Raw genomic sequence first — 26,108 nt, forward strand, 5'->3', positions numbered from 1 at the left:
CACTCGATTACTAACTTGTCATATCTGGGATCATTACTTTACTAAGTGAAGGGCTTAAAGTGACGCATTTTGTACTTTTAAGTGTCGAATATCATAATAAATGGATGAAAATTACACAGCAAATCATTGGTTTAGCTTTGTTGGTGGGTAAAATAGTGATCCGAAAAGGGATCTGCTTAATAAAACTCTGATCCTTGTATTTAAGATCATAATAAACCTGATCTAAATAGGTGCCGACTTTTATTATTAAGCCTAAAAATAGCTGCTAGTTAGTAATTTGATGATCCCAAGTTAATATCATAAATAGGCCTTTAATAACGACTCACTTTACTGCAAACCACTTTTTTATTTACTGCTCAAGATGATAAAAATATGACATATTCAATTTTTTGTTACTATTTTGTGTTTTTTTAGTTTCATTTTAATTTAGACGTTACACTTTAATAAAAATGTCATACTTAGTCATAATAATGAAACCTACTCAATAGCCTAAGAGATAAATTGGAATGTCACGTAAAGTATTAGTCGTTGATGACGAAGCACCTATCAGGGAAATGTTGGTTTTTGTTTTAGAACAAAATGGCTTTCAAGCCATTGAGGCAGAAGATTATGATTCTGCAATAGCCGCAATGGTTGAACCTTATCCAGATATGGTGTTACTCGATTGGATGCTACCTGGTGGTAGTGGAATTCAAATCGCTAAAAAATTCAAACAAAATGAACACACACGCCAAATCCCTATCATTATGCTAACTGCTCGCGGCGAAGAAGAAGACAAAATACGCGGTTTAGAAGTGGGCGCTGATGATTACGTTACTAAGCCGTTTTCACCTAAAGAGTTAATGGCGCGTATTAAAGCAGTTATTCGCCGAGTAGCACCTACCTCTTTAGAAGAAGCAATTGAAGTGCATGGCCTGCGCTTAGACCCTATTTCGCATCGTGTTACCTCAGGGGGCAGTGAGCTTGATATGGGGCCAACCGAATTTAGACTGTTACACTTTTTTATGACCCATCCAGAGCGTGTTTACAGCCGTGAGCAACTGCTTGATCATGTATGGGGCACGAATGTGTATGTTGAAGACAGAACCGTAGATGTTCATATTCGTCGCTTGCGTAAAGCGATTGCTACGCTTGGACATGACCGCTTAGTACAAACGGTACGCGGAGCTGGTTATCGCTTTTCGAGTAAACTATAGTGTGCTTACAATTAAGCTTACTTAGTTAAGTAGCAATCTATTAACCTAGTTCAGTCAACTTGTCTGCTAGCGTTTATAAGGTAAAGAGCGTGTATGTATCGAGTTATTAACAAGCAGGCGCTAACAAAGCGGCTGTTTGTCTATTTTATACCTTTACTTTTAATTGGGGTGCTTATTGATGCCCCATTTTTGATGTTGTTTTTGGGCGCTTTTTCGCTACTTATGTGGCATTACCATCAACTTTATCGGTTAAGTGATTGGCTGCATAACCAGCGCAGTTTTAACCCACCAGAAGGTGAAGGGTCGTGGGAGCAAGTATTTGAAGGCATCTATCAGCTGCAACATCGTAATCGTAAAAAGCGTAACGAACTGGCAGAGCTGATACGCCGTTTTCGTGACGGTGCTGAGGCGGTGCCTGATGCCGTTGTTGTATTGCAAAACGATTTATCAATTGTGTGGTGTAATCAACTTGCACTCAAAGTGTTAGGGTTACAATGGCCGGTTGATCATGGTCAGCGTTTAGATAACCTCATTCGCGATCCTAAATTTGCTAAATATATGCGCCGTAAAGAGTTTAGTGATGCACTGGAGCTTGAAAGTGGCCACAGTGTAGAACAAGTACTTGAGTTTAGGGTGATGCCTTATGCTAACACTCAGCTATTGGTGGTAGTACGTGATGTCACCCGTTTAAAGCAGCTTGAGCAGATGCGTAAAGACTTTGTTGCTAATGTCTCTCATGAGCTCAGAACCCCTTTAACGGTTGTTACCGGCTACCTTGAAATGCTCGACAGTGATTCGCTCCCTCCGCCTGCAATGTGGAATAAGGCACAAACTACCATGCTAGAACAATGTAAACGCATGGATAGTTTAGTGAATCAGTTACTTTCGTTATCACGTATTGAAGGCGCAAAACGCCACAGTAATGATAAGGCAGTAAATGTACCGCAATTGCTAAAACTGATTGAAATTGAAGCACAGTCTATAAATCAAGATAAAGGCCATCAACTTATTTTTAATATTGATGCGTCACTTGATATTACCGGTGCTGAGGATGAGCTCAGAAGTGCTTTTTCAAACTTAGTATTTAATGCCATTCATTATACTAAGCCAGGTGGTAAAATTGAGGTGTGTTGGCAGCGCAACAATGCACAGGCATGTTTTAGTGTTATCGATAATGGTGATGGTATTGCACCAGAGCATATAAATCGCTTAACTGAGCGTTTTTATCGGGTCGATAAAGCCAGAAGCCGCACCACAGGTGGCTCAGGATTAGGCTTAGCAATCACTAAACATGTACTTACTCGCCATGGTAGCCAATTAAAAATTAGCAGTGAACTGGGTAAAGGCTCCTGTTTTTCTTTTGCGTTTTCAAGCGATAGGTTGATCTCTATTCCGCCATTAGTGACGAGTAATACTGCTAGTCATAAAAGTGTCATTTAAGAGTCACACCATTGTCATGTACTCACTTTAGAGTGAACCGCAGTTAGGAAATGGGACGAACAAACTGGAGAACCCCAAAATGAAATTTAAAAACTTAGTTGCCGCAATGGGTGTGGCTGTTACAACATTTGTATCTGCGCAAGCAGTAGCATTAGAAGACGGTATGCCTGAGTATCAAAAAATTAGCGGTGTATCAGGTAACTTTTCATCGGTAGGGTCTGATACGTTAGCCAACATGATGACCTTTTGGGCTGAAGAATATAAGCGTATTTACCCAAATGTAAATATTCAAATTCAAGCGGCAGGTTCGTCTACTGCGCCACCAGCACTAACAGAAGGTACGGCAAATTTAGGTCCAATGAGCCGTGCTATGAAGTCGAAAGAAATTGAAGCATTTGAAAAGCGCTATGGTTATAAGCCAACACAAGTACGTGTAGCAATTGATGCATTAGCGGTATTTGTTCATAAAGATAACCCAATTGAAGGGCTACGTATTGACCAAATCGATGCTATTTTCTCATCAACACGTAAATGTGGCGCACCAGAGCAAGTAAACCGCTGGAGTGATGTTGGTCTAGAAGGTGATTGGGCTGCAAAAGACGTGCAATTATATGGACGTAACTCAGTATCAGGGACTTACGGTTACTTTAAAAAGAAAGCCTTATGTAAAGGCGATTTTCGTAATAACGTGAACGAGCAACCGGGTTCAGCTTCTGTTGTACAGTCAATTTCAGCATCACTAAATGCCATTGGTTATTCTGGCATTGGTTATAAAACATCGGGTGTGCGCACTGTTCCGTTATCTAAAAAAGGTACTAACTTTGTAGATGCCACGCTTGAAAACGTAGCTCAAGGTAAATACCCACTTTCACGTTTCTTATATGTTTATGTAAATAAACACCCAAATAAGCCACTTGGCCCAGTTGAAGCTGAGTTTTTAAAGATGGTACTTTCGCAAGAAGGTCAAAAAATTGTAGAAAAAGATGGTTATGTGCCACTTTCTGCAAAGCTAGTTGAAGTTGAGTTGAAAAAGTTAGGCTTAAAATAAACCGCTAATAATTAAAAACCGCTCAAATGAGCGGTTTTTTTTGGTTTACAATTTATGCCGATTGATATTAGTCAGCTTTACTTAAGTTTTCAGCTTGTACTTTGCATTGATTATACGCTTCGATGCACTTAGATGAGCAAACCTGTGACTTAAGGCTGTCGGTGGTTGTTTGTTGTTCACAGCTGGTTTCGCATTGATAACTTTGCTGAGCACATTGATTAAGTGCTGGATTACCCGCCTGGCTCTGGCAGCCAGCAAGAACTGCAAACGAAAAAGCCACGAGGCTAGTTTTAATAAAAGTTTTCATACTTATCCTTAAAGTGAGGCTACACCAGTATTAAACTTCAACCTGTATATTGTCGATTAATCTAACACTTCCTAAAAAGGCGGCAGCTAAAATAACAAATCGTGTATCTTCGAGTGTAGCAGCTTTTAATGTATCTCGTTGAGCAATCGAAAAATAATCTGGTTTTAGCCCTGCGCTTTCTAAAGTCGCTTTAGCATCAGCTTCAAGAGTAGCAAACGCTTTATTTCCGCTTTTTAGTTGCTGCGCACAGTGATTTAAAGTATTGAATAAAATCGTAGCGGTTTGCTTTTCATCACTTGATAAATACCCATTGCGTGAGCTCATGGCAAGGCCGCTAACTTCACGTATCGTTGGCACACCAATAATTTCTACTGGTATCGACAAATCACGGGCCATTGTTTTAACAACTTGCAGCTGTTGAAAGTCTTTTTCACCAAAGCAGGCGTAATCAGGTTGGACTAAGTTAAATAGTTTAGTGACAACTGTTGCTACACCTTTAAAATGACCAGGACGTGAGCCGCCGCAATAGCCCATCGAAATACCTGGTACATCAACAAAACTTTGCACCCCTAAGCCATTTGGGTAAATAGCCTCTACACTGGGGATAAACAAAATATCCGTTTCAAGATCGGCTAAACCTTGTTTATCGGCATCTAAGGTACGCGGATAATTGTCTAAATCTTCGTTAGCACCAAATTGCATCGGGTTAACAAAAATACTAACAACGACTTTGTCGGCCAGTGTTTTTGCTTTTTCTACCAACGAAAAGTGGCCGCGGTGCAGGTTACCCATAGTAGGTACTAGTGCAACACTTAAACCCGCTTGGCGCCAAGCTCTTATTTGACTGCGTAATGATTTAATTTCAGTGATTGACTGCATTATTTAAACTCGTGTTCAGCGCTTGGAAAAACGCCGCTTTTAACATCGTTACAATACTTTTTAACAGCGGCAGGCATGTTGCCTGTTTCGAGTAAAAAGTTTTTTGAAAATTTAGGAATGTAGCCTGCAGAAATGCCGACTAAATCGTGCATAACCAAAATTTGACCATCGGTTACATTGCCCGCACCAATCCCTATAGTCGGAATGCTTAATGAGTCAGTAATACGTTTTGCTAAGGCACTTGGAATACACTCAAGCACGAGTAGTTGAGCACCCGCGGCCTCTAATGCTTTTGCATCGGCAATAATTTTTTGTGCTTGTACTTCTTCACGGCCTTGAATTTTAAAACCACCAAATACGTGCACAGATTGTGGCGTAAGCCCTAAATGCCCACACACCGGAATACCTTGTTGAGTGAGTGATTTAATGCTGTCATGTAGCCATTCACCGCCTTCAAGCTTGATCATGTTAGCACCTGCGCGCATCAACTCTGCGGCATTTTTACAGGCATCATTTGGATTTGCATAGGTCATAAACGGTAAGTCGGCAATAACAAATAGGTCACGGCTTCCAGCACGAACACAGCGAGTATGGTACGCAATTTCTTGGTTTGTTACAGCGAGTGTGTCATCGCCACCTTGTAATACCATTCCCAAAGAATCACCGACTAAAACAACTTCAACGCCATTCTCATGAAATAACTTAGCAAAACTGGCATCATAAGCTGTTAACGCAGTGATTTTATTACTTTCAGCCTTCATTTTATTCAAAGTTGAAACGGTTATTTTAGACATAATATTCTCGCAGACAGTGGCCTTAGTTAATTACAGCGGTAATTGTTGTAAGTCGTTAAGCGGTAGGTTATTTGCTATCTGTTTGATAGATACGCCGCTTGGTAAAATAAGTTCGGGTGCAATTTCTTGCAGCGGGTAAACAACAAATTCTCTCTCGTTTAACCCGTAATGAGGCACCGTTAAACGTTTAGTATTTATAACCTGCTCACCAAATAATAAAATATCAATATCCAGTGTGCGTGCGCCCCAGCGCTCAGCTTTTCTGACTCGACCATGTTCCAGCTCTATGGCTTGGGTTAAATCGAGTAGTTGCTCTGGCTCAAGTGAAGTGTTGATACAGGCGACTGCATTCACATAATCAGGTTGATCTTGTGGTCCCATAGGCTTGCTCGCATAATAATGCGAGCAGGCTATAAGTTCGCTGTTTGGCAAGCTTTTAAGTGCAATAACAGCGTTATCAAGTTGTTTTTTAGGGCTGTTAAGGTTTGCACCTAAACCCAAATAGACACGTTGCATTATTTACTCAGCTGGCTTTTTAGTAGTACGACGACGAGGTCGCTTGCGTGGCTTTGGGCCACCTTGATGACCAAGCTCTCGCACCATTTCTTTTTGGCCATTAATATCTTGACCTAAGTACTGTGTCCACCACTGTGCCAGCTCTGTATGCTCAGTTTCACCAGCATCAACACGCAATAGTAAAAAATCATAAGCGGCTTTAAAGCGCGGCTGCTGTGTTAAACGATAGGCACGTTGGCCTGCACGTTTATCTAAGCGTTGTTGAATATGCCAAATATCACGAGCACCTAACGTAAAGCGTTTTGGTACGGCAATATGTTGGGCATTCTCACTCAGTACTTTATTAATTGCTTGAGCAAATGCATCGTATTCTGATAGTTGCTCTTGGCGTCTAATTTTTTCAGTACGCTCAATCAGCGGGAACCACAGTAATGCTGCAAATACGAATGCAGGAGTGACTTTTTTATCTGAATTAATACGGATGTCAGTGTTTGCAAACATTTGCTTGATGAAGGTTTCTTCAAGCCCGTCTGGGTTTTTATCTAAAATCCGGTCAAGTTCTGGGAACAACGATTTAAATAAACCGTACTGACGCAGCATTACAAAGTTTTGCTGTGCTTTGCCGTTTAAAAATAGCTTGAGTATTTCTTCAAATAAACGCGCTGGCGGAATATTATCAAGCAAGCTCGCTAATTCGGTAATCGGCTTTTCGCTTGCTGGCGCTATTTGCATATCTAACTTGGTGGCAAAGCGCACTGCGCGAAGCATACGCACGGGGTCTTCACGGTAGCGTGTTTCAGGATCGCCAATTAACTCTATTTGTTTTGCCTTTATGGCCGCTAAACCATTGGCGTAATCATAAATACAAAAATCATTGATTGAGTAATATAAGGCATTGATTGAAAAATCACGACGCTCGGCATCTTCTTCAATGCTGCCAAATACGTTGTCGCGAAGTAGTTGCCCATGTTCGCTTGATTGGCTAATTTGATTTTTATCTTCTTGTGCTTCGTGATGGCCGCGCATGGTGGCCACTTCAATAATCTCACGACCAAAAACAATGTGCGCTAAACGAAAGCGGCGGCCAATTAAACGGCAGTTACGAAACAGTTTTTTAACTTGCTCAGGGGTTGCATTGGTTACAACATCAAAATCTTTAGGTTGTTGGCCTAACAATACATCGCGAATGCAACCACCAACTAAGTAGGCATCATAGCCACCATCTTTTAGGCGATAGAGTACTTTGATTGCATTTGGGCTAAATTGTTTGCGAGAAATACCATGCTCACCTCTAGGGATCACTAACGGCTCACTGCTGATTGCGACATTTTCGTTATTGGCACTTGGGCCGATAATTTGTCGACAAAATTGAAAAAGCTTGGAAATAATAGTCTGTCTCCTAGAGAAGCGGTTGATTTACTCGCCATTGCAATCAAAATCACAGCAAGTATTCGCTTAAAGCGTTATTTTTACTGTTTAATGTAATTAGCATATATTTAGGCGGCTATCATATACCAGCAAGGTAAAAAAATTAAGTTGCAGCACTGAAATTAAGCCATTTTTAACGATTTTATTTGAATTAATTCCACGTAATACGTAAAGGGAGGTTAAATCTGTATTTCACGCTTAGCAGGAACAAGGCTTAAGTTAAAATGTGCCACGGCCCAAGCGAGTAATTGTTCGCAGGTTAAATCCATTAGTTGCTCATGTATTGGCAAGCCTAAAAATTTAAATACAGCTATTAAAGTGGGTTTTGGATTTTGTTTGCAAATTGCAGGGGCATAATTTTGCTTAGACAGTTTAAACCCTGGTTTTGCTACCGCTAAAGGTAAATGAGCAAATTCTGGAATAGGGTTATTAAGTTGCTTAAACAGACTGATTTGACGGGCGGTAGGTTCAAGTAGATCAGCGCCTCGTACAATTCGATTGATCCCTTGCTCAATGTCATCAATAACCACCACCAGTTGATAGGCAAATAAACCGTCGCTACGTTTTATAATGTAATCTTCATGGGCCAGAGCAGGGTCAACGTCAATACGCCCCTGAATAAGGTCGTTATAAGTCACGGTTGCATGGCATTGAGTTAAGCGAAGGGCATGACCCTGTTCACTGAGTTGGCTGTGTTTACATTGCCCTTGATAAATACCGCCGAGGGCTTTTATTTGCTTACGAGAGCATTGGCAGGCATAAATAAGGTGTTGTTTTGACAGTGAGTTTACTGCATCTTGATAAATAGTAAGACGCTGTGTTTGATACACAACGTTTTCATCCCAATTGAGGTTGTAGGCTTCTAAGGTATTTAGGATATCGGTGGCGGCGCCTTTTACAACGCGAGTGGTGTCTATATCTTCAATGCGTACTAACCATTTCCCTTGGTTAACTTTTGCATCTAGGTAGCTACCTACAGCCGCCACAAGTGAGCCAAAATGTAACGGCCCCGAAGGAGACGGTGCAAATCGGCCGCGATAGTCAGATACTTGCGCGGTAACGGCTGTAGAAGACATGGCTATAACTTAATTAGCCGCGTCCAGCTTGTTTTTCTTTAATTTCGGCAAGTGTTTTACAGTCTACGCATAAATCAGCAGTAGGACGTGCTTCTAAACGACGAATACCAATTTCAATACCACAAGACTCACAAAAACCAAACTCGTCTTCTTTAATTAAGTTGATTGTTTTTTCAATTTTCTTAATTAATTTGCGTTCGCGGTCACGAGTACGAAGCTCTAATGAGAACTCTTCTTCTTGTGCTGCGCGGTCAACGGGATCAGGAAAGTTAGCTGCTTCGTCTTGCATGTGTGACTTAGTACGATCAACTTCGTTTCGTAAATCATTACGCCAAGTTTCTAAAATTGTTTTAAAATGAGCACGTTGTGCTTCATTCATGTACTCTTCACCCGGTTTTTCTTGGTATGGTTCTAAACCGGCTTGAGCCAATAAACCATGTCTTTTTTGGTCTGGCATAACTCTCTCCTAAATCCTTAATTTAATGCCTCAGCATTAGCCGGCGGTATAAATAGCAGAAACTCATACCCTAGGCAAATTTATTTTTAAATAATCGAATTAGCTTCAACCCTGTTTACCCATATAAAAGTAGCAAAAGCAGTGTTTATATTTTTTATTACAGTATCGGTTTATAAACTGGCGTTGTTATGTGGGCAAAAATAATAAAAACAACTTATCTTTTACTTTTCGGATAAGTATTTTTTGGGCGTGGCGAAATACCAACGCTTAAATGCGCTCTTTTTACTCAACAAATGCTACTTTCTCAATTAAAGTAACTTCACTCGCTGAAATATGGGCTTTATAAGCTAATACTTCTACGCCTTGCTCAATGGCCTCGTTAAGCAATTGTGCATAGGTTGGGTCAATATGCACCGCAGCACTGACTTGTGTGATGCCTTGGTGCAGCACTGCAAATAGTAATACCGCTCGATGCCCTTGTTTGACCATGTCGATTAATTCACGAATATGCTTTTGCCCACGAACAGTTTGGGCGTCAGGGAAGTAGCCTTGACCGCTTTGTGGACGATCTTCGCTCAGCAGCGTGACTGATTTAACTTCAACATAACAATTGGCTTTGCTGCTGTGGGTAAGTAAAAAGTCGATGCGGCTGTTTTCACTGCCATACTTCACTTCACTTTGTATGTGTTGATAGCCTGTAAGCTCATCAATAACCCCATTATTAAGTGCTTCTTCGACCACTTTATTGGCAACGGCGGTATTTACACAAATAAGTTGTGATAAGTTATTTTGCGTCAGCTCTAATGACTGCGGGTACTTTCGCTTAGTATTACTGCTGGTGGAATAAAAGGCAGTAAAACCGGCATCGGCACAGCCCGTCATCTTACCCGTATTAGCACAGTGAGCGGTAAAAGTGCTGCCATCACTGAGCTCTAAATCAGCTAAAAAGCGTTTGTAACGTTTTAATAACGTAGCAGATTGTAATGGCGAGGTGTACTTCATTAATGACTTCCTTTTATAACCAGAATTCAGGTTAAGTAAAATAAGACTTTACGGACTATTTGAGGTTATTTACCGCAAGCAGTTGGGAACTTAAGCGCGCTATAGTAAACTCAACCACACATTTAAGTGCAAGGATATTCTAACATGAGTGAAAAATTTGTTGTTCAATTAAGCGAGCAATCGGCACCAGGGCATTGGGGCGAAAGTGCGTCATTATCTTTTAACGAACACGGCGCAACGGTTCATTTATCTGAGCAAGAAACATTAAAAAATGTGCAAAAAGCAGGTCGTACTATTGCCAGCCAAGGCATTAAAAGTGTTGTGCTTGAAGGCAATGTTTGGAGTACAGAGAGCCAATGGGCTTTTTACCAAGGCTTTGTATCACCAAAAGTACTAAACGGTGTTGAGTTTGTTGATAACGCACAATCTGATCTTAAAGAACTCGCTGATTTAAAAGCATCGGCAACGTGGGCGCGCGAAATGATCAATGGCACCGCCGATGACATTTACCCAGAAAGCTTGGCTGAAAAAGCCGCTGAATTTATTCAATCACTGGCACCAGAGCATGTTAGCTATCAAATAATAAAAGGCGATGCACTATTAGAACAGCAGTGGATTGGTATTCATGCCGTTGGTCGTGGTAGTGAGCGTCCGCCAGTATTACTTGAGCTTGATTACAACCCAACTGGCGATGAGAACGCACCGGTAAGCGCAGCACTTGTTGGTAAAGGTATTACGTTTGACTCAGGTGGTTACTCAATTAAACCAAGCGAAGGTATGTTGGGTATGAAGTGCGACATGGGTGGTGCAGCAACGGTAACCGCAGGTTTGGCACTGGCAATTAGCCGTGGCGTAGAAAAGCGTATTAAACTGTTTTTATGTTGTGCTGAGAACTTAATTTCCGGTCATGCATACAAACTAGGTGACATTCTTACTTACAAAAATGGCACAACCGTTGAAATTGTAAATACCGATGCTGAAGGGCGTTTAGTATTAGCTGATGGCCTAATGGCGGCAGGTGAGACAGGCGCTCCACTTATTATTGATGCGGCAACCCTTACAGGTGCCGCCCTTGTTGCTGTTGGTCAAGAGTACAACGCATTGTTTGCCCTTGATAAAGAGCTAGTGCGTGAAGTGGAAGACTTTGCGTCACAAGAAATGGAAGCCGCATGGCCATTACCACTTGAAAAGTGGCATCAACAAAACTGCCCATCGCCGTATGCGGATACAGCAAATAGCCGCGCCCAAAAAGGCGGTGGTTTCGGTGGTGCATCTAACGCCGCTGGTTTCTTATCTCGCTTTGTGCCAAACGATGGCAAAGGCTGGGTACACATCGATTTAGCTGCTGCATTTAATATGGGTGGTAGCACAAGTCAATGGGCTTCAGGTGCAACTACACAAGGTATGCGCACCGTAGCACGCACCCTACTTGAAAAGGCATAATCTACTGAGATTACGCATTAGTTAAAAAATAGGTACCTTAGGGTGCCTATTTTTTTATCCGTCAAACAAGCAATTTTGTTTTATTTACGGTAAAATCTTTCGCCATTACGTGTTTGGGCATCTATTTTTATTTAAACCTCGCTCAAATATTATACATACCACTGGGATCCTTATTATGTCAGAAAAGTGCTATATCACGGCTCAACAATTACTTGAAGATTCATTCCGCGTAGCGGCACAAGTGTATAAAGATGGCTTTCGTCCAGATTTTATTATTGGTATATGGCGCGGTGGTGCTCCAATTGGGATTGCTGTTCAGGAATATTATGATTACAAAGGCATAGAAACGGATCACATTGCGGTTCGTACCTCGTCTTATTACGGTATTGGTAAGCAATCAAAAGAAATCAAAGTACATGGTTTACACTACATAGTTGAAAACGCAAATGCTGGTGACTCTTTACTGATTGTTGACGATGTTTTTGACTCAGGTCGTAGTATTGTAGCGTTAAAAGAGAAACTTTCTGAGCTAATGCGTTTAAACTTACCACGTGATATTCGTATTGCTTGTCCATACTACAAGCCAAAAAATTCAAAAGTTGATACAGTGCCTGATTACTACATTCATGAATCTGAAGAATGGTTAGTATTCCCGCATGAATTATCAGGTTTAACGCCGGATGAAATTATTGAAGGTAAATCTGATTTAGCTAAAATCCACGATATTTTACTTGAAAAGTAAACGTGATTTTGCTCAATAAAAAAGGCCTTAATGGCCTTTTTTATTGTCTTTAAAGCTGTGCAAAGCTATCTACATAGTCACTTAATTTAGGAATATCGACAGCTTGTAGTCCTTGTGTGCTTCTTTGCACTAAGTTTTTCTCTACTAACTCACTCACTACACGCCTGTATGCACGCTCAGTGGTTGCAAAGCGCTCAGCTTCTGCATTTACCGTAGGGTAAGCACGTAATAAAGTGGGATTGTTATTCTCTGCACGTAATAAGCAGTCTTTGGCAATATTGTAGCTCAACGGCAGTAACAGCTTATCTAAATTAATTTTTTGATTTTCTTGAAACTTAGCCGCAATCGTTTGCGCCGTATATAAGCTTAGCTCGGGTTTATCGAGCAATAATGCGCGCCAATGTTTTAATTCAATCAAGTTGTACGTGACATCACTAAAGCAGGTTACCGTGTAAATGCAGGGGTTATTATTAAGTGCTTCAATTTCGCCAATTAGGGTATTGTTACAGTCGAGTTGGCCAAGAAGCAGGCGCCTGCCATTACCTACATCGTAACTAAACGATACAGTTCCACTTCGCACTAACACCAACTTAGTTAACGGTTGGTCTTGCTGTATTAATATTTCTTTTTTTGATTGCTGAAAACTACTGCCGGCAAACGTCAGCAGTTGATCAACAAGGTAACTGGAAAAATGGTATTGAAACATCAATCATGCTCTTCGGACAATTGTCCTATTTATTACACCTTAATGACGATAGCATTAAGATTAAGAATTTATGCTAACTTGCCCACGCCGTTAATATAATTAACAGCGTTAAATGACCTTCATTCTTCCGTGTAATGATTAAAAATTGTGGTATTAACCAGTATATTTTAAGGTTTTATTGGTAAGTTAGCTTTTTTATTTTAACTACTGCGTAGCGTAGCTTAATAATGTACTAAAATTTAACGCGTAATACTAACCTAAAGCCTAGGAGAGAACAATTGAGTTGGGAATATTTAGGTTATTTAGCATCCGTCTTATTAGTCATATCATTAACTATGACTGATGTAACCAAACTCCGTTGGTTTAATTTATTGGGCTGTATTGCGTTTACTTTTTACGGTGCGGCTATAGGCTCAATGCCGGTGGCTTTTACCAACGGCTTGTTGGCTTTGGTTAATATTTATCACATTATTAAGCTATATCGTCAGTCAAAAGTTGATACAAAAAAGGGTTAACGCAAGTTAACCCTTTTTTGTTTTTAATTACTCAGCTTTTGTAGCGTCTTTTTCGTAGCGTAACGTACCCGCAATCCACGTTTGCAGCACCTGAGTTTTGTATAGCTGCTCAATGGGGACTTTAAAGTAGTCTTGATCAACCAGTATAAAGTCAGCCCATTTACCTTGCTCTAAACTCCCTAGCTTAAACTCTTGATGCGCTGCATACGCGCCGCCAAGGGTAAACGCATGTAATGCATCTTCTCTGCTTAACACTTCACTGGCGCGCCAACCATTTTCAGGCAATTGATTATGATCCATACGTGTAATGGCAGAATATAAGCCATCAAACGGATTCGCCAGCTCGACAGGGTAATCAGAACCCGCTGCAATAGTCGACCCCTGCTCTAAGAATGTTTGCCAAGCGTATGCGCCTTTGAGTTGTTTATCGGTTAAACGCTGCTCTGCCATATGCATGTCAGATGTAGCATGCACAGGTTGCATTGATGGAATTATTTTCAGGGTTTTAAAGCGCGGTATATCCTCCGGCGAGACTATTTGTGCATGCTCCATGCGATTACGCAGTAGTATACCACCGGTTTGCTTAAATACATTTTGATAGGCATCGAGCACAATTTTATTTGCTCTATCACCAATGGCGTGGGTATTTGCACTAAACCCGCTTTTAAAAGTGAGTGTAAATAATTGTTCTAGCTTTTGTTGGGTTTCAAGCATTAGGCCAAAGTGGTTTGCTCTGTCTGCGTATTCTTCAATAAGCGCGGCACCGCGTGACCCTAAGGCACCGTCAGCGTAAATTTTTACACTGCGAATAGATAAAAAATCTTGAGCATCTTGATACCGACCCGCTTTAAGCATCATGTTTAAATCTGGGCTTGCTGCACTTAACATCGCTACAATTCTAAGTGGTAATGTACCTAGCTCAGCGCGCTGTTTATAAACTTGCCACGTGGTTTTATCAATACCTGCATCGTGTGTTGAGGTAATGCCTAAGCTTAACAAATGTTTACCTGCGGCATCTAATGCATTGCTAACCGATTGCGCAGACGTTGCAGGCATATGCTGGGTAACCAAGGTTTCTGCTTTATCTATAAAAATACCGGTTGGTTTGCCAAACTCGTCTTTTATAATTTCTCCACCTGCTGGGGCTGGTGTGTCAGCATTAATATTGGCAAGTTCTAGTGCTTTTGAATTAACCCAAATGGCGTGACCATCTACTCGCGATAAAATAACAGGGCGATCGTTAACGACTTTGTCTAAGTCAGCGGCCGTAGGAAAGCGAGTATTTGACCATAGCTCTTGGTTCCAGCCTCGACCAATGATCCAACCTTTTTTACCTTTGACAAATTCCTTGAGCTTAGCAGTTATTTCATCGACTGATTTTGCACCGCGCACATCAAGCTGTGACAAATTATTACCAAGTCCGATGACATGTCCATGGGCATCAATGAGCCCTGGGAGTAGTGTTTTGCCTTTCGCGTCAATTAGGGTTGCGCCCGGAAAGCTATTTTTCAAGCTGTCTGGACCTGTTTTAACTACTTTGCCATCTTTTATGACTAAGGTTGTAAATGTATTTACTTCGCCATGGCGCATTTTTCCTTTGTATAAAGGGGTGTAGCCATTGGCATTATATATTACTTTCGTTTGTGCAATTGCCACACTAGATAAGGCGCAGAGGCTTGCTAGTAATACCGGTTTAATTAATTTATTGAGTTGCATAAGAGGTATGTTGTTATTATTTGTACTATCACAGTAGCAAACTCAAATTTAGAATACCAATAGCATAATTTATTAAGCGTCGTATAAGTCAGCTTTTAGCTAAAGCAAGCAACAAGTTAAGGGTGAAATAGGATGTGTTAACAATAGGAGTTAAACTTTTTCAAGCTTGATATTGTTAACCAAGCTTTAATTGAGTGGGGCTATTTATTTACTGGCGTACAAGCTGTATTCGCTTAATGATAATTGTGCGTCTTTATCACGGTCATAACTGCCAAAACGTGACCATAAAGCAGGATCACTGGCAGCTTCAGGGTAAGTTAAAAAGCCATCTTGGTTGCGGTCAAGTTTTTCAAACTTTTCGGCAATATAACTGCTTGTTGCAAAACTCATACAGCTAAAAACAGTCAGTGTTAGTAAAATAATATTATGAAAAGGCTTCATATAAATGCTCAGTACAGGTTAGTGGTTAAGTAGTTTTTAAACTCAGTTAAAGAAATTCTGTTATCTTGATTTTCATCCCAATTTGAAAATGAGTTTAATAGCTGAGGCTGAGCAGCAAGCTCGCTATGGGTTAAATATCCATCATTATTTTTGTCCAAGTGGTCAAAGCGTTGCTTTACATCAAGTGCGAATGCACTTTGGCTGATAAAAAGTAAAGCACCAATAAAGGGAAGCAGTATTCTCATAGTTGGCGTTCCAAGGTGTATTTTAATTGCTGACAGTATTGAAAGAAAGCACTTGCCATAATTTAACTCCCAACATTAAATCCGTTTACACACTCCCTCAGGGATTATGGCAAGTGCTTTTAACTCTATACTAATAGATTAAACTTGAATCTAAACTTAAGGTTTAAAGTTTTGGAATTCTTTTTTAGAAATCATCTCGTTGTTATCTTTGTCTAAATCGGCAAACTGCTTAAGTAATTGTTTATCTTGCTTTGCCTCAACAAGCGATATTTGGTCATCCATATTTTTATCTAAATGCATAAAACGTACATTTAATGGCGATGCCAGTGCGGTGGCACTAATAGCTAAAAATAGGAGCGAAAAAGCACCAATTAGTTGTTTCATGAATGTACTCCTTTATTTTATAAACAGCTTAAATTCATTTAGAGATATGAGTCCGTTTTCATCGGTGTCTATCTGTGCAAAGTTCTCATGTAATAAAGCATCTTCACCTGCTTCAGCTTCACTTAATGTGCCATTACTGTCTTTGTCTAAACGATTAAATTCAGCATCTACATCAAGAGCGAATAAATGAGTACTGGTTAGGCACAGACCGATAAGTGCAGCGTTCTGTAAATTATTTCTGAACATTCCTTGGCTCTTTTAAAATTAATATTAATGTTTCCATTACAAAAATGATGCCAATATTAATTTTTATTAATAATCAGCGGGTTATGTTTTTTTTGTGGTGGTTGGTGCGTAATTTTTACAAGTAACTGTGTGTTTTATGCAACAATTTTGCAGTTATAAGCGTTTAAAATTTTTTAAATCAATTGCTTAACTTGTCGCTATTTTGAGACAGTAGGGGTTTTTATCCTTGATGGTTCAGCGAGTGTATAAGTTGAGCACTTAATAATAGAACGTTAAAAAATAGCAAAGGACTTTTGTATGCCCGCAGTCATGGCTGAAAAATATAAAGCATTGATAAATTGGCGCCCCAATTTAATTGGCCAATTTGTAATGAGCATGCTGTTGTCGCTGCTGCCCTTATCTATAGTAGTTATTGTGTTTTTAAATGTATTAAATAAGCAATTAGCGGTCACTCAGCAAATTGTGAGTAATAATTACCAAGTAACTAAGTCGTTTAATGTGCTTAAGCAAGAGCTTAATAGTTTAGAAAGGGCAACAAGACAAAACTGGGTATTAAAGAGCGACTCACTCGATAAGCTAATCGTAGATAAATGGCAATCATCATTGCAAAACATCAATGAGCTAAAACAGCTTTCAAATAACCAAGCAAATACACACCAATGGCAACGGCTAACGGATACATTGCAAACGGCGCATACTCAACTTGTGGTTGAAGCGCGTCAACAAGCTGAATTATTTGTGCCAATCAGCGAAATACTAGCGGAGCTAACATTGTGGTTACGTGAGGAAAATGAAGCCAAAATCACTCAAAACCAAATTAAGCTCACAAATTTACAAGCTTCATTTATAAACTGGTTGGTTGCACTTACGCCTTTAACGCTACTTGTTGGTGGCGGGTTTTTGTGGCGCATAAGCGGGCGCTTAAAAAGCTTAACCTCAGTGATTGATAAATTAGGCCAAGGAGATTGGCAGCAAAAAATATCGGTGCAGGGATCAGCTGAACTCATAGAGTTAGGTAACAAGTTGCAGTGGGTGCAAGCGCAGCTGCATATGTTAGAACAACAAAAAGATACATTTTTACGCCACGTTACTCACGAATTAAAAACCCCTTTGGCTTCTATGGTTGAGGGCACTGAATTACTAGCCGATGAAATCGTTGGCCCCATCAATAACGAGCAAAAAGCGGTACTTGGGCTGATCAGTCAATCGATGGTGAGGCTACGTACCATGATAGACAGTTTATTGAGTTATAACGCCATTCGCACCAGTAAAGACAACGTCAGTGAAGTGGAATTTAATCAGCTAATAAAAAAGGTAAATAACCACTTTGAGCACCGCTTAAATGCGCGAGAACAATCGCTTATTTGGCACAATAGTTTACCTAATATTTCTCTTAGTTTGCCACGGGAGTTAATTGAAATGATTTTAATTCAGTTAATCTCCAATAGCTTAAAGTTTTCTCAGCCAAACCAAATCGTTACTATTAGCTTGAGTCTAGAAAATAACGGCCTAAATATGCAGGTGGCAGATGAGGGCTGTGGCATTAAAGAGCATGAAAGAGAACATGTTTTTGGGGCGTTTTATCAAGGTAAACATACCAAAGAGATTAGCTTACAAGGCAGTGGTTTAGGCCTTACTATAGTCAAAGAGTCAGTTGAACAGTTACATGGACAACTAAAAATTGAGCATAATGAGCCGCAAGGCTGTCGATTTAACATTGTCATCCCCTATAAAAATAAAGGAGTTAAATAATATGTCTGCGCGTTTAATGGCTATTGTATGGCTAACCAGCAGTCTTGTTTTTTTATCTGGGTGTGAAATAACAAACACTCAAACACAGGGTGAATCAGCATTAAATGTACCCTCTCAGCCAGATAAAAAAACGAATCAGCCAAACCCCAAACCTCGGCCAAAATCAGAGCCAATATATCCCTCTGCAGCGCAAGTTATTGCTTGGCATGCCAATCAGTGTGGTGGCTTTAAATTAACGCCTGACAATGAAACTTACTTAGGGGAGCAAGCACTGAAAGCGTTTTTTAGTACAGCATGTTTAAAGCTTAGTAGTGACCCCAATACTGTGATGAGTCAATTACTTAAGCTGGATCAGGCGTACTATTGGCCCGATGATATAAAGCACTATTTATGGCTGCAAAAACAGCACGTATTAATGCAAATAGATGCAAAAAAACAACAGCAAGCATTGAACGCCAAAATGCAAAAAACCTTGTCGTCATTAGCCGCAATTGAACAGCAACTTTTACTACGTGAAGAAACCAAGGAGCAGTAACTATGTCAGTCACACTTCCATCAAGTGCTAAAGTTTTACTCGTTGATGATGATGCCAGCTTGCTGCAATTACTGGCGATTCGAATTCAATCAAAGGGTTATGAAGTAACGACCTGTGATAGTGGTATGAACGCATTACAGCTACTTAAAAACCAAGTGTTTGATGCGGTGATTACCGATTTAAGAATGGATGAAATGGACGGCATGGCGCTGCACCGACAATTGCAAAACCGTTACCCTGCGTTGCCTGTTATTATGATGACGGCTCATGGATCTATCCCTGATGCGGTAGAGGCCACCAAGCAAGGTATTTTTGCCTTTATCACAAAACCCGTTGATAAAGATGAGCTGTTTGACAGCCTAGCCAAAGCCATTGAGATACATGGGGTTAATAATGATGATATTACTCCGCAAAGTAATATTGTCACCCGCAGTGGCGCTATGCTGCATTTGCTGGAGCAAGTTAAACTATTAGGGCCTACACAAGTTAACGTGCTTATTTCTGGTGCCAGCGGTACCGGTAAAGAGTTGCTTGCGCAGGCGATTCATCAGCATAGCCATGTTAGTAATGGTCCATTTGTGGCAATAAACTGTGGGGCCGTGCCTGGTGAGCTATTAGAATCAGAGCTATTTGGTCATAAAAAAGGGGCATTTACAGGAGCTGTAAAAGATCACCAAGGCCTATTTCAGCAAGCGCAAGGCGGTACCTTATTTTTAGACGAAATTGGTGATATGCCTCTAAATTTGCAAGTTAAGTTATTGCGTGTGCTACAAGAAAAAATCATTCGCCCCGTGGGCTTTCAAGAAGAAATTCCTATTAATGTGCGAATTGTTTCTGCAACCCACAAAAACCTGCCTGAAGCGATTAGTAATCAACAGTTTAGAGAAGATTTATACTACCGGTTAAACGTCGTAAACTTAAAGTTGCCCCCGCTGTGTGAACGCCGTGAAGATATTAGCTTATTAGCCAACTTTTTTAGTGCCAACATCGCAAAGCGTATGGAGCAAAAAGAAAAGCGCTTTGCAAGCGATGCCATGCATGCCCTAGTAAGGTATGATTGGCCAGGAAATATACGTCAATTACAAAATGTAGTGGAGCAGGTGGTTGCGTTGACTCCTAGTGAGGTTATATCTGAACATTTAGTGCTTAGTGCCCTAAACAGTAATGAAAGCAACGTTGAGCCATTATCACTTAATGAAGCTAAAAAAGAATTTGAACGAGACTATGTAATTAATACCCTGAAAATGGCAGGGGGCAATGTGGCAGAAGGCGCCAAACTTGCCAAGCGTAATCGTTCTGATTTTTATAAGTTGATTAAAAAGCATGAGATTGACGTAGATAGTTTAATTTAATTTGGTTTTTAAAAGGAAGTGAGCATGCAGTTATTCATGGTGTATTTAGGTGGGCGTATTCAAGGTTGCCACATAGAAATGCACGACGTACGTTTTGTGGTAGGCCAAAATATTGAGCAAACCTATACCAAATTAAAAAGCCAATGGGTGGGTGATAAAAACAGTGTACACATGGATAGCTACATGGCGGTTAATCACATTGATGGTTATAAAATCGAGGTAGTTGATAGTTATGTAGAGCAAAATAAGCAACTTTATTTTGTTAACTTAGGTGCTTACAGAAGCGACTCATTAGCAGAGCAACACGACTTTGCTTTGTATGTTGCCAGTAGTAGTGAAGAAGCAAAACAACGCGCTAAAAATGACTTATTAGCAGGGCTGAGCCATCTACATAAAGATGATTTACATGACGTTGATGACTGCTTTGCGATTGATTTACTCGATAGTCAGCTTAATATTAAACTAACCCCAAGTGGTCAAGCACAAACAATTAAACCTGACTGGTTTGGTTATCATGTATTATAATAAATGAGGATTTATTAAGTTTATTAGGATGTTGTGTGAAAAAGTATGCGTTTATACTTTTGCTAGTTGGCTTAAGTGGCTGTAAATCACTGTCGGGTTTATCGCCCGTTGTTGATTTAAATAAACTGGTAAAGCAAGTAAAAAACGACCCGACCAATGTGGTTGCAATTCACAAGCAAGCTCAAAAAACACACCGTTCTATTAAAGCGCAAGTGGGGTAAGCAAAATACGCAACAGCCTAGTGCAAAAAATACGTTAAATACAGCAATGATTATCAAGCGTGTGCCATTATTGATTTTGAGCAAGGCACTGTAAAAGTAGAAACCATCGCGTTAAAAAATACAATAAGCTTGTTACAGCAGGCCATTGTTATGACCCTACTGACCTCCAGCGACCCCGATAAAACCGATAGCGTATATTTAATAAAAATAGAAGTGTGGCGTTTTCACAAATAAATCAGCTTACTTCAAGCCAGTTTTATAACATTCTCATCACTAAGCACTCACGTGCGGAATCAAGACGCTATTTATATAAAGTCACTAAAGCAGAAACTATCAGTAACTTATTTACTCATCATTTTCTTGTTGTTCACTTTTAGCTGCCATTTTAAAGGCCACTATCACTAAGCCAAACATAGCAAATGGAATCGCGGCTAATAGGTATTCGACCAGATGACTGTCTTGAAAATTAGCTTGCAGCAAGAAATGCCCCGCAACACACATAATAATAACCACCAAAAGGATGGGCAGTAACCTAAGTTCTTTTTTTGCTGAGTGTTTTTTCATTAGTTAAGGTGAGTTGAGGTATAAAAAAATAATGCGCTATTGTAATGAGCTTACTAAAGCTTGGCAAACAACACTGATTTTTATATTGCGATTAGGTATGATTAACATCAAAGAAAACCTTAAAAGTAGTGGTTGGGAATAAAGTGCAACAAAGCTTAAAGCAAGTTTACCTAGTGGGCGGAGCAGTACGAGATAAACTGCTTAACATACAATCAAAAGATAACGATTACGTTGTTATTGGTGAAACGCCAGAGGTTATGGAAGCGCTCGGCTTTTTACCCATTGGCAGCGATTTTCCCGTTTACTTACACCCACACACTAAAGAAGAATATGCACTAGGGCGCACTGAGCGTAAAAGTGGTAAAGGTTATACCGGCTTTGTAGTGGATGCGAGCCCCAATGTTACGCTTGAAGAAGACTTAGCACGCCGAGATTTAACCATAAATTCTATGGCACTAGATGAAAACGGCACTGTTATTGACCCGTTTAATGGTCAAGCTGATTTAAAAAATAAAATACTGCGCCACACCACACACGCATTTGTAGAAGACCCGGTTCGGGTATTACGTATTGCCCGTTTTTTAGCTCGTTATGGTAGTGAATGGTCTATTCATCCAAGTACTACTGCATTAATGCATGAGCTTAAAAATAAAGGCGAGCTGGAACATTTAGTGCCTGAGCGAGTTTGGCTTGAAACAGAAAAAGCGCTTGGCGAAAAACACCCCGAGCTTTATTTTCAAGCATTAGATGGGTTAGGTATTTTTCCTGAAATAGAACAGATGAAAAACACTCCGCAGCCTGCAAATCATCATCCCGAGGGCGATGTGTTCGTCCATACTATGCTAGTGCTTAGACGAGCAGCCGATTTAGGCTTTAACCTAGAAACCCGGTTTGCTGCTTTAACTCATGATTTTGGTAAAGCGCTCAGTTATAAAAAACGTGGTAATTTACGCGGCCATGAACGTGAAGGGGTTGCTGTGGTTGAGGCCTTTTGTGAACGGCTAAAAGTACCTAATCGCTTTCGTGATATCGGTGTGCTCACCAGCGATAACCATACCCTTTGCCACACGCTTGAACAATTAAGGCCGCAAACCATTCATAAATTAATTGTCACTAATTTAAATGCACTAGTGCACCCAGAGCGTTTTATTGCCTTTACTCAAGCCTGCCAGTGTGATGCACAAGGACGAGGCGAAACGCTGGTAGATAAGCCTTATCCACAAGCCGCTAAATTACGTGCTATTCACAATGAACTACAAAAAATGGATAAAAAACAAATAGTGCAAGATGCGCTTAAAAGCGGTAAAAAAGGCCCCGAAATAGGTGAAACGGTCAAACGGGCAGAAATAGACTGTATTAAAGCGTTTTTACAGCTTAATGGCTAACTTGTAAGGTTTGTGTCGTTAAGCACTACGTGCTAAAGCCTCAGCTTGCATGGCTTGTTTCACTACTTACCTTGGGCTTTTTAGTTGCGCCCTGTTGAGCATGGTTATTGGCTGCATTTGGGCGATATAAATCGAGAATAAACTCTATTTCTTCGGGTTCTAGTAACTCTTTCATTTTGACTCCTCCTAGGTGAGTAGACTAAGACTGAGCGAATGAATTAAAAGTGAATCGTTACACTTGAGTGTGAGTTAAATTGTAACTGCAAAGCTTTAAAATAAAGCGGTTTATAATTAAACCGCTTTTTGTTTAATTACTTAAAGGCAAGTTCACGGTAAACACCACACCACTGTTTTGCTCATTATTGTGCGCCGTTACTGTGCCTTTGTGGTAATCACACACCAGCCTGACAATATAAAGTCCTAAACCTAAATGCGGTTGTTGCTGCATTTGTTGGCTGCGCACCGATACCATAGAATCAAAAATATGTTCAGTAAGCCCCTCAGGCAATAAAGTACCTGTATTACTTACCGTTAATGTTGCTTTGTTTTCGCTTTGCTTAAGACTAACTTCAATCGCGGTGTTGGCTTCACTAAATTCCAAGGCATTATTTATTAGCTTATCGAGCAGTTGGGCTATAAATTCAGGGGCACCTTGCATTGGCAGTGTGCTTTGGCAAATGTTGAGTGTAAATAACTGGTTAGGGTAAGTTAGCTGGTAGCCTTGCATGCAGCCATTGATCACCTTTTGCAAATCAAACGGCTCTGGCTCATTACTTTGAATGCTTTGCTCAAGGCGGGTGGCTTCACTCATAGTGGTAATTATCTTCCCTAAGCGCTCAACCCCTTCACTGGCACGCTCAAGGTATTTTTGACTCAGTTCACTTTGCTGCAAGCTTTGTAAGTTTTCAAGAGATGAACGTACAACCGCAACCGGCGTGCGCAGCTCATGAGATAATCGCGACGACATATTTTCTAAATAATCGGTATAGCCACCAAGGCGGCTCACTATATTTGAAAAGCTACGCGACAGATCGCCAATTTCGTCATTGGCATCGCTGTAATTTATATGACCTGTTACTCGTCCTTGCGCATCAATGGCTTGCTCTGCGGTATCGCGTAGTTGCCTAATGCGGCTCGATATACGCGAAGCAAAAAAGAACAAAGTCACAGTACCAATCAGCATAACCGCTAAAATCACATTAAACAGTTTTTCCAGTGATTTATTACGCAGTGTACGCACGCCATTGGTGGTTTCTTCAGCTATAACTGCGCCAATCACCTTATCCTCAATCCAAATAGGATAAGCAGCCGATAATATCACCGCTTTATTGTCGGGGGTGAGTCGCCACGACGATGCGGGTTGGCCTTTGAGTGCTTTGGCTAAATGAGTGCCTTGCATTGAGGCGACATCGTGTAGGGTGTCTATAAACTCATCTTCGGGACGGGTTAAAATTTTATAGTACAAAGGATGCAAATAGGTTTGTTCAAAGCGTTGCCATGCGGTTTTTGGCGCTTGATTTTTTAGTCCATCAGCCCATACGCCATCGGCATTTTGAATACTGCCCGATTGCGCTAAAACACGGTGATGATTATCGACCACCCAAATGCGACTGCCGCTGTGGCCCATGCCTTTTAATATACGGTTTATTTCAGGGGAGGGCACCAGTACTGAGCCCAAATCATTTGGGTTATTTAAGTTGGATGTAGACATAATATTAAGTGTTTGGCTTGGCTGTTTACTATCAACATCGGCAATGGCAAACCCCAGTTTATTGCCAAGCATACTCAAAGGAAAGCGCAGCTCAAGGTTGTAGCCAGTTTCAGTTTGTTTAAAAAAGCCCTGAATTTTAGTAAAAGGCATTTTACTGTTGGCATCAAATGCGTTGACCCAGCCATCTTGGCGCGGAGCAATAATATAAGTATTAAATAGTCCATCAGGATTTTTTAGACCAATTTTTACATAGTCATTATTGGTAATGCTGAGGCTGTTTTTAGCACGGTAAATTACAGTGTCATCTGTGACTTTAAATACAGCATATAAGTAATTATCAAACTTACCTACCATATGGCTAAATGATAAGTTGCTCAGTTGATGGTTATCATTGGCTGTTTGTAAGTAGCGTTTATCATAAAGCCAAAACAGCGATTGATAAGCGTCCCAGTCGTTGAGTTTGCCATCGAGCTGAATCGGGCTTTTTAAGTTATAAGCATAGAGATCGCGACCTTTTACCACTTGATCTAAAAAGTTGGTTTGTTCGTCAAATAAAGCGGGGCGTTCGTGCAGGGCCGTGGCCAGTGCGCGAGTGGTGCCTACCAGCGTTTTTTCTTGGCCTTGGCGTAAAAACTTTTCCATTTCCCATACATATTCGTAGCCAAGCCATGGCAACAAAAACAAAAAGCACGAAAGTAGGATAAATTTACTGCGTAGGCCAAATCTCAGCATGTGGGTTGCTCCCACCTATAGCCCATGCCATACACGGTATCTATACAGTCAAACTGGCTATCGAGTGCTATAAACTTTTTACGAATACGTTTTACATGCGAGGTAATGGTGCTGTCGTCTACATAAATTTTAGCATCACTCATTAAATCGTTACGGCTTTTAACGTGCCCTGGTCGCTGAGCGAGTGAATGCAGCATCCAAAATTCAGTTACGGTTAAATCAACTAACTGGTGTTGCCAAAGCACCTGCATACGTTGCATATCGAGCGTTAGTTGGCCGCGAGTTATTAATGCGTTAGCATCGGCGGGTTGCTCTAATGCTTCCATACGGCGAAATAGTGCGCCAATACGCGCAGCTAAATGGGCTAAGCTAATGTCTTTGGTTAAGTAGTCGTCGGCGCCCATGCGCAGGCCGCATACGGTGTCTATTTCGCTGTCGCGAGCGGTTAAAAAAATAATCGGTAAGGTTTTAGACAGTGAACGCAGTGTTTGGCACAGTAAAAAGCCACCATCTATTTCATGGCCTAAACCAATATCAACAATGGCTAAATCGGGAAGCGCTTCTTTAAAGGCCGCTTCTGCTTGAGGGCGGTTTTCATAACCACTCACCTGATAGCCTTGAGCGCTCAGCATTTCTATGTAGTTTTCGCGGATTGCGGTTTCATCTTCAATGATGGCTATTTTCTTCATTTTTATTAATTACTCATATTGACTTAGGCGCACTATAGCGAAGTTTTTGCGCTAAGTACGG

General features: G+C 40.6%; 31 protein-coding genes. 13 read left to right on the forward strand and 18 right to left on the reverse strand.

The genetic code is table 11. From position 1 onward, the window contains the following. Window positions 1-506 precede the first annotated feature (506 nt). The 3 genes from phoB (at window position 507) to LOC50_RS02165 (ending at window position 3,684) form a co-directional block, all read left to right on the forward strand. Window positions 507-1,196 carry a phosphate regulon transcriptional regulator PhoB gene (gene phoB, locus LOC50_RS02155; RefSeq protein ID WP_013465747.1) on the forward strand — a complete coding sequence of 230 codons (690 nt, stop codon included), beginning with the start codon at window positions 507-509 and terminating at the stop codon, window positions 1,194-1,196. Between the two features lie 93 nt (window positions 1,197-1,289). Then, a complete protein-coding gene (gene phoR, locus LOC50_RS02160; RefSeq protein ID WP_250653536.1) occupies window positions 1,290-2,636 on the forward strand; it encodes a phosphate regulon sensor histidine kinase PhoR in 1,347 nt (448 codons plus the stop codon). 79 nt (window positions 2,637-2,715) lie between these two features. Further along, entirely contained in the window at window positions 2,716-3,684 is a 969-nt protein-coding gene (locus tag LOC50_RS02165) for a PstS family phosphate ABC transporter substrate-binding protein (RefSeq protein WP_013465745.1), read from the forward strand. Window positions 3,685-3,751: 67 nt separating this feature from the next. Here LOC50_RS02165 and LOC50_RS02170 read toward each other — a convergent pair whose 3' ends face one another. The 8 genes from LOC50_RS02170 to sfsA form a co-directional block, all read right to left on the reverse strand. Beyond that, window positions 3,752-3,991 (reverse strand): hypothetical protein, encoded by a 240-nt coding sequence (locus LOC50_RS02170; RefSeq protein ID WP_036981457.1) that lies wholly within the window; start codon window positions 3,989-3,991, stop codon window positions 3,752-3,754. 30 nt (window positions 3,992-4,021) lie between these two features. Continuing rightward, window positions 4,022-4,870 (reverse strand): pantoate--beta-alanine ligase, encoded by an 849-nt coding sequence (gene panC / locus LOC50_RS02175; RefSeq protein ID WP_138626321.1) that lies wholly within the window; start codon window positions 4,868-4,870, stop codon window positions 4,022-4,024. After that, entirely contained in the window at window positions 4,870-5,664 is a 795-nt protein-coding gene (gene panB, locus LOC50_RS02180) for a 3-methyl-2-oxobutanoate hydroxymethyltransferase (protein ID WP_036981459.1), read from the reverse strand. Before panB ends, panC begins: the two co-directional genes overlap by 1 nt. A gap of 30 nt (window positions 5,665-5,694) precedes the next feature. Then, complete coding sequence (folK, locus tag LOC50_RS02185; protein ID WP_076920726.1) at window positions 5,695-6,180, reverse strand: 2-amino-4-hydroxy-6-hydroxymethyldihydropteridine diphosphokinase; 486 nt, start codon at window positions 6,178-6,180, stop codon at window positions 5,695-5,697. A 3-nt stretch (window positions 6,181-6,183) separates the two neighbouring features. After that, window positions 6,184-7,482: a polynucleotide adenylyltransferase PcnB gene (pcnB, locus tag LOC50_RS02190; RefSeq protein WP_175610030.1), complete on the reverse strand. Its 1,299-nt coding sequence runs from the start codon at window positions 7,480-7,482 to the stop codon at window positions 6,184-6,186. A gap of 305 nt (window positions 7,483-7,787) precedes the next feature. After that, window positions 7,788-8,684, reverse strand: coding sequence for a tRNA glutamyl-Q(34) synthetase GluQRS (gene gluQRS / locus LOC50_RS02195; protein WP_036981464.1), 897 nt, complete (start codon window positions 8,682-8,684; stop codon window positions 7,788-7,790). 13 nt (window positions 8,685-8,697) lie between these two features. Next, window positions 8,698-9,141 (reverse strand): RNA polymerase-binding protein DksA, encoded by a 444-nt coding sequence (gene dksA, locus LOC50_RS02200; RefSeq protein ID WP_013465738.1) that lies wholly within the window; start codon window positions 9,139-9,141, stop codon window positions 8,698-8,700. A gap of 282 nt (window positions 9,142-9,423) precedes the next feature. Further along, complete coding sequence (gene sfsA, locus LOC50_RS02205) at window positions 9,424-10,143, reverse strand: DNA/RNA nuclease SfsA (RefSeq protein ID WP_214552691.1); 720 nt, start codon at window positions 10,141-10,143, stop codon at window positions 9,424-9,426. A 144-nt stretch (window positions 10,144-10,287) separates the two neighbouring features. Between sfsA and pepB the strand changes: the two genes are divergently transcribed. Then, on the forward strand, window positions 10,288-11,586 hold the full coding sequence (gene pepB, locus LOC50_RS02210; protein WP_250653537.1) for an aminopeptidase PepB: 1,299 nt from the start codon (window positions 10,288-10,290) through the stop codon (window positions 11,584-11,586). Between the two features lie 175 nt (window positions 11,587-11,761). Then, window positions 11,762-12,328 (forward strand): phosphoribosyltransferase, encoded by a 567-nt coding sequence (locus LOC50_RS02215; protein WP_008111161.1) that lies wholly within the window; start codon window positions 11,762-11,764, stop codon window positions 12,326-12,328. Window positions 12,329-12,377: 49 nt separating this feature from the next. On the opposite strand, the gene LOC50_RS02220 is transcribed toward LOC50_RS02215, so the two are convergent. Next, window positions 12,378-13,034: a Crp/Fnr family transcriptional regulator gene (locus tag LOC50_RS02220; protein ID WP_013465733.1), complete on the reverse strand. Its 657-nt coding sequence runs from the start codon at window positions 13,032-13,034 to the stop codon at window positions 12,378-12,380. A 278-nt stretch (window positions 13,035-13,312) separates the two neighbouring features. On the opposite strand from LOC50_RS02220, the gene LOC50_RS02225 reads away from it, so the two are divergent. After that, window positions 13,313-13,549, forward strand: coding sequence for a YgjV family protein (locus LOC50_RS02225; protein ID WP_036981470.1), 237 nt, complete (start codon window positions 13,313-13,315; stop codon window positions 13,547-13,549). Window positions 13,550-13,576: 27 nt separating this feature from the next. Here the strand turns inward: LOC50_RS02225 and LOC50_RS02230 are convergent, their stop codons facing one another. From LOC50_RS02230 to LOC50_RS02250, 5 genes are all read right to left on the reverse strand, one after another. Continuing rightward, a complete protein-coding gene (locus LOC50_RS02230) occupies window positions 13,577-15,265 on the reverse strand; it encodes an amidohydrolase (protein WP_036981471.1) in 1,689 nt (562 codons plus the stop codon). 204 nt (window positions 15,266-15,469) lie between these two features. After that, window positions 15,470-15,706: a calcium-binding protein gene (locus LOC50_RS02235; protein WP_036981474.1), complete on the reverse strand. Its 237-nt coding sequence runs from the start codon at window positions 15,704-15,706 to the stop codon at window positions 15,470-15,472. Window positions 15,707-15,714: 8 nt separating this feature from the next. Continuing rightward, on the reverse strand, window positions 15,715-15,951 hold the full coding sequence (locus LOC50_RS02240; protein WP_010387655.1) for an EF-hand domain-containing protein: 237 nt from the start codon (window positions 15,949-15,951) through the stop codon (window positions 15,715-15,717). A gap of 156 nt (window positions 15,952-16,107) precedes the next feature. Continuing rightward, window positions 16,108-16,335: a hypothetical protein gene (locus LOC50_RS02245; RefSeq protein ID WP_024602367.1), complete on the reverse strand. Its 228-nt coding sequence runs from the start codon at window positions 16,333-16,335 to the stop codon at window positions 16,108-16,110. 12 nt (window positions 16,336-16,347) lie between these two features. After that, window positions 16,348-16,581, reverse strand: coding sequence for an EF-hand domain-containing protein (locus LOC50_RS02250; protein ID WP_036981479.1), 234 nt, complete (start codon window positions 16,579-16,581; stop codon window positions 16,348-16,350). A gap of 297 nt (window positions 16,582-16,878) precedes the next feature. Between LOC50_RS02250 and LOC50_RS02255 the strand changes: the two genes are divergently transcribed. The 6 genes from LOC50_RS02255 (at window position 16,879) to LOC50_RS02280 (ending at window position 21,200) form a co-directional block, all read left to right on the forward strand. After that, window positions 16,879-18,333: a HAMP domain-containing sensor histidine kinase gene (locus tag LOC50_RS02255; RefSeq protein WP_248532485.1), complete on the forward strand. Its 1,455-nt coding sequence runs from the start codon at window positions 16,879-16,881 to the stop codon at window positions 18,331-18,333. 1 nt (window position 18,334) lies between these two features. After that, a complete protein-coding gene (locus tag LOC50_RS02260) occupies window positions 18,335-18,868 on the forward strand; it encodes a hypothetical protein (protein WP_250653538.1) in 534 nt (177 codons plus the stop codon). Between the two features lie 2 nt (window positions 18,869-18,870). After that, a complete protein-coding gene (locus LOC50_RS02265; protein WP_250653539.1) occupies window positions 18,871-20,220 on the forward strand; it encodes a sigma 54-interacting transcriptional regulator in 1,350 nt (449 codons plus the stop codon). A gap of 24 nt (window positions 20,221-20,244) precedes the next feature. Then, window positions 20,245-20,745, forward strand: coding sequence for a DUF1543 domain-containing protein (locus LOC50_RS02270; protein WP_250653540.1), 501 nt, complete (start codon window positions 20,245-20,247; stop codon window positions 20,743-20,745). A gap of 35 nt (window positions 20,746-20,780) precedes the next feature. Beyond that, complete coding sequence (locus tag LOC50_RS02275; RefSeq protein ID WP_250653541.1) at window positions 20,781-20,966, forward strand: hypothetical protein; 186 nt, start codon at window positions 20,781-20,783, stop codon at window positions 20,964-20,966. A 69-nt stretch (window positions 20,967-21,035) separates the two neighbouring features. Next, a complete protein-coding gene (locus tag LOC50_RS02280) occupies window positions 21,036-21,200 on the forward strand; it encodes a murein transglycosylase domain-containing protein (protein WP_248532493.1) in 165 nt (54 codons plus the stop codon). A 111-nt stretch (window positions 21,201-21,311) separates the two neighbouring features. On the opposite strand, the gene LOC50_RS02285 is transcribed toward LOC50_RS02280, so the two are convergent. Next, a complete protein-coding gene (locus LOC50_RS02285; RefSeq protein ID WP_138626333.1) occupies window positions 21,312-21,530 on the reverse strand; it encodes a hypothetical protein in 219 nt (72 codons plus the stop codon). A gap of 143 nt (window positions 21,531-21,673) precedes the next feature. Here LOC50_RS02285 and LOC50_RS02290 point away from each other — a divergent pair, with 143 nt between their 5' ends. After that, window positions 21,674-22,915 (forward strand): multifunctional CCA addition/repair protein, encoded by a 1,242-nt coding sequence (locus tag LOC50_RS02290; protein WP_250653542.1) that lies wholly within the window; start codon window positions 21,674-21,676, stop codon window positions 22,913-22,915. A 40-nt stretch (window positions 22,916-22,955) separates the two neighbouring features. Here LOC50_RS02290 and LOC50_RS17340 read toward each other — a convergent pair whose 3' ends face one another. The 3 genes from LOC50_RS17340 to pdsR all read right to left on the reverse strand — a co-directional run bounded on the left by LOC50_RS17340 (window position 22,956) and on the right by pdsR (window position 26,047). After that, window positions 22,956-23,090, reverse strand: coding sequence for a hypothetical protein (locus tag LOC50_RS17340; RefSeq protein WP_284692563.1), 135 nt, complete (start codon window positions 23,088-23,090; stop codon window positions 22,956-22,958). A 132-nt stretch (window positions 23,091-23,222) separates the two neighbouring features. Then, entirely contained in the window at window positions 23,223-25,358 is a 2,136-nt protein-coding gene (gene pdsS, locus LOC50_RS02295; protein WP_250653543.1) for a proteobacterial dedicated sortase system histidine kinase, read from the reverse strand. Next, window positions 25,352-26,047, reverse strand: a complete 696-nt coding sequence (pdsR, locus tag LOC50_RS02300; protein ID WP_036981496.1) for a proteobacterial dedicated sortase system response regulator — start codon at window positions 26,045-26,047, stop codon at window positions 25,352-25,354. The genes pdsS and pdsR overlap by 7 nt, the downstream gene beginning before the upstream one ends. Between the last annotated feature and the right edge of the window lie 61 nt (window positions 26,048-26,108).

The sequence above is a fragment of the Pseudoalteromonas sp. SCSIO 43095 genome (assembly GCF_023650455.1).
In the GTDB taxonomy this organism is placed as follows: Bacteria; Pseudomonadota; Gammaproteobacteria; order Enterobacterales; family Alteromonadaceae; genus Pseudoalteromonas; species Pseudoalteromonas tetraodonis.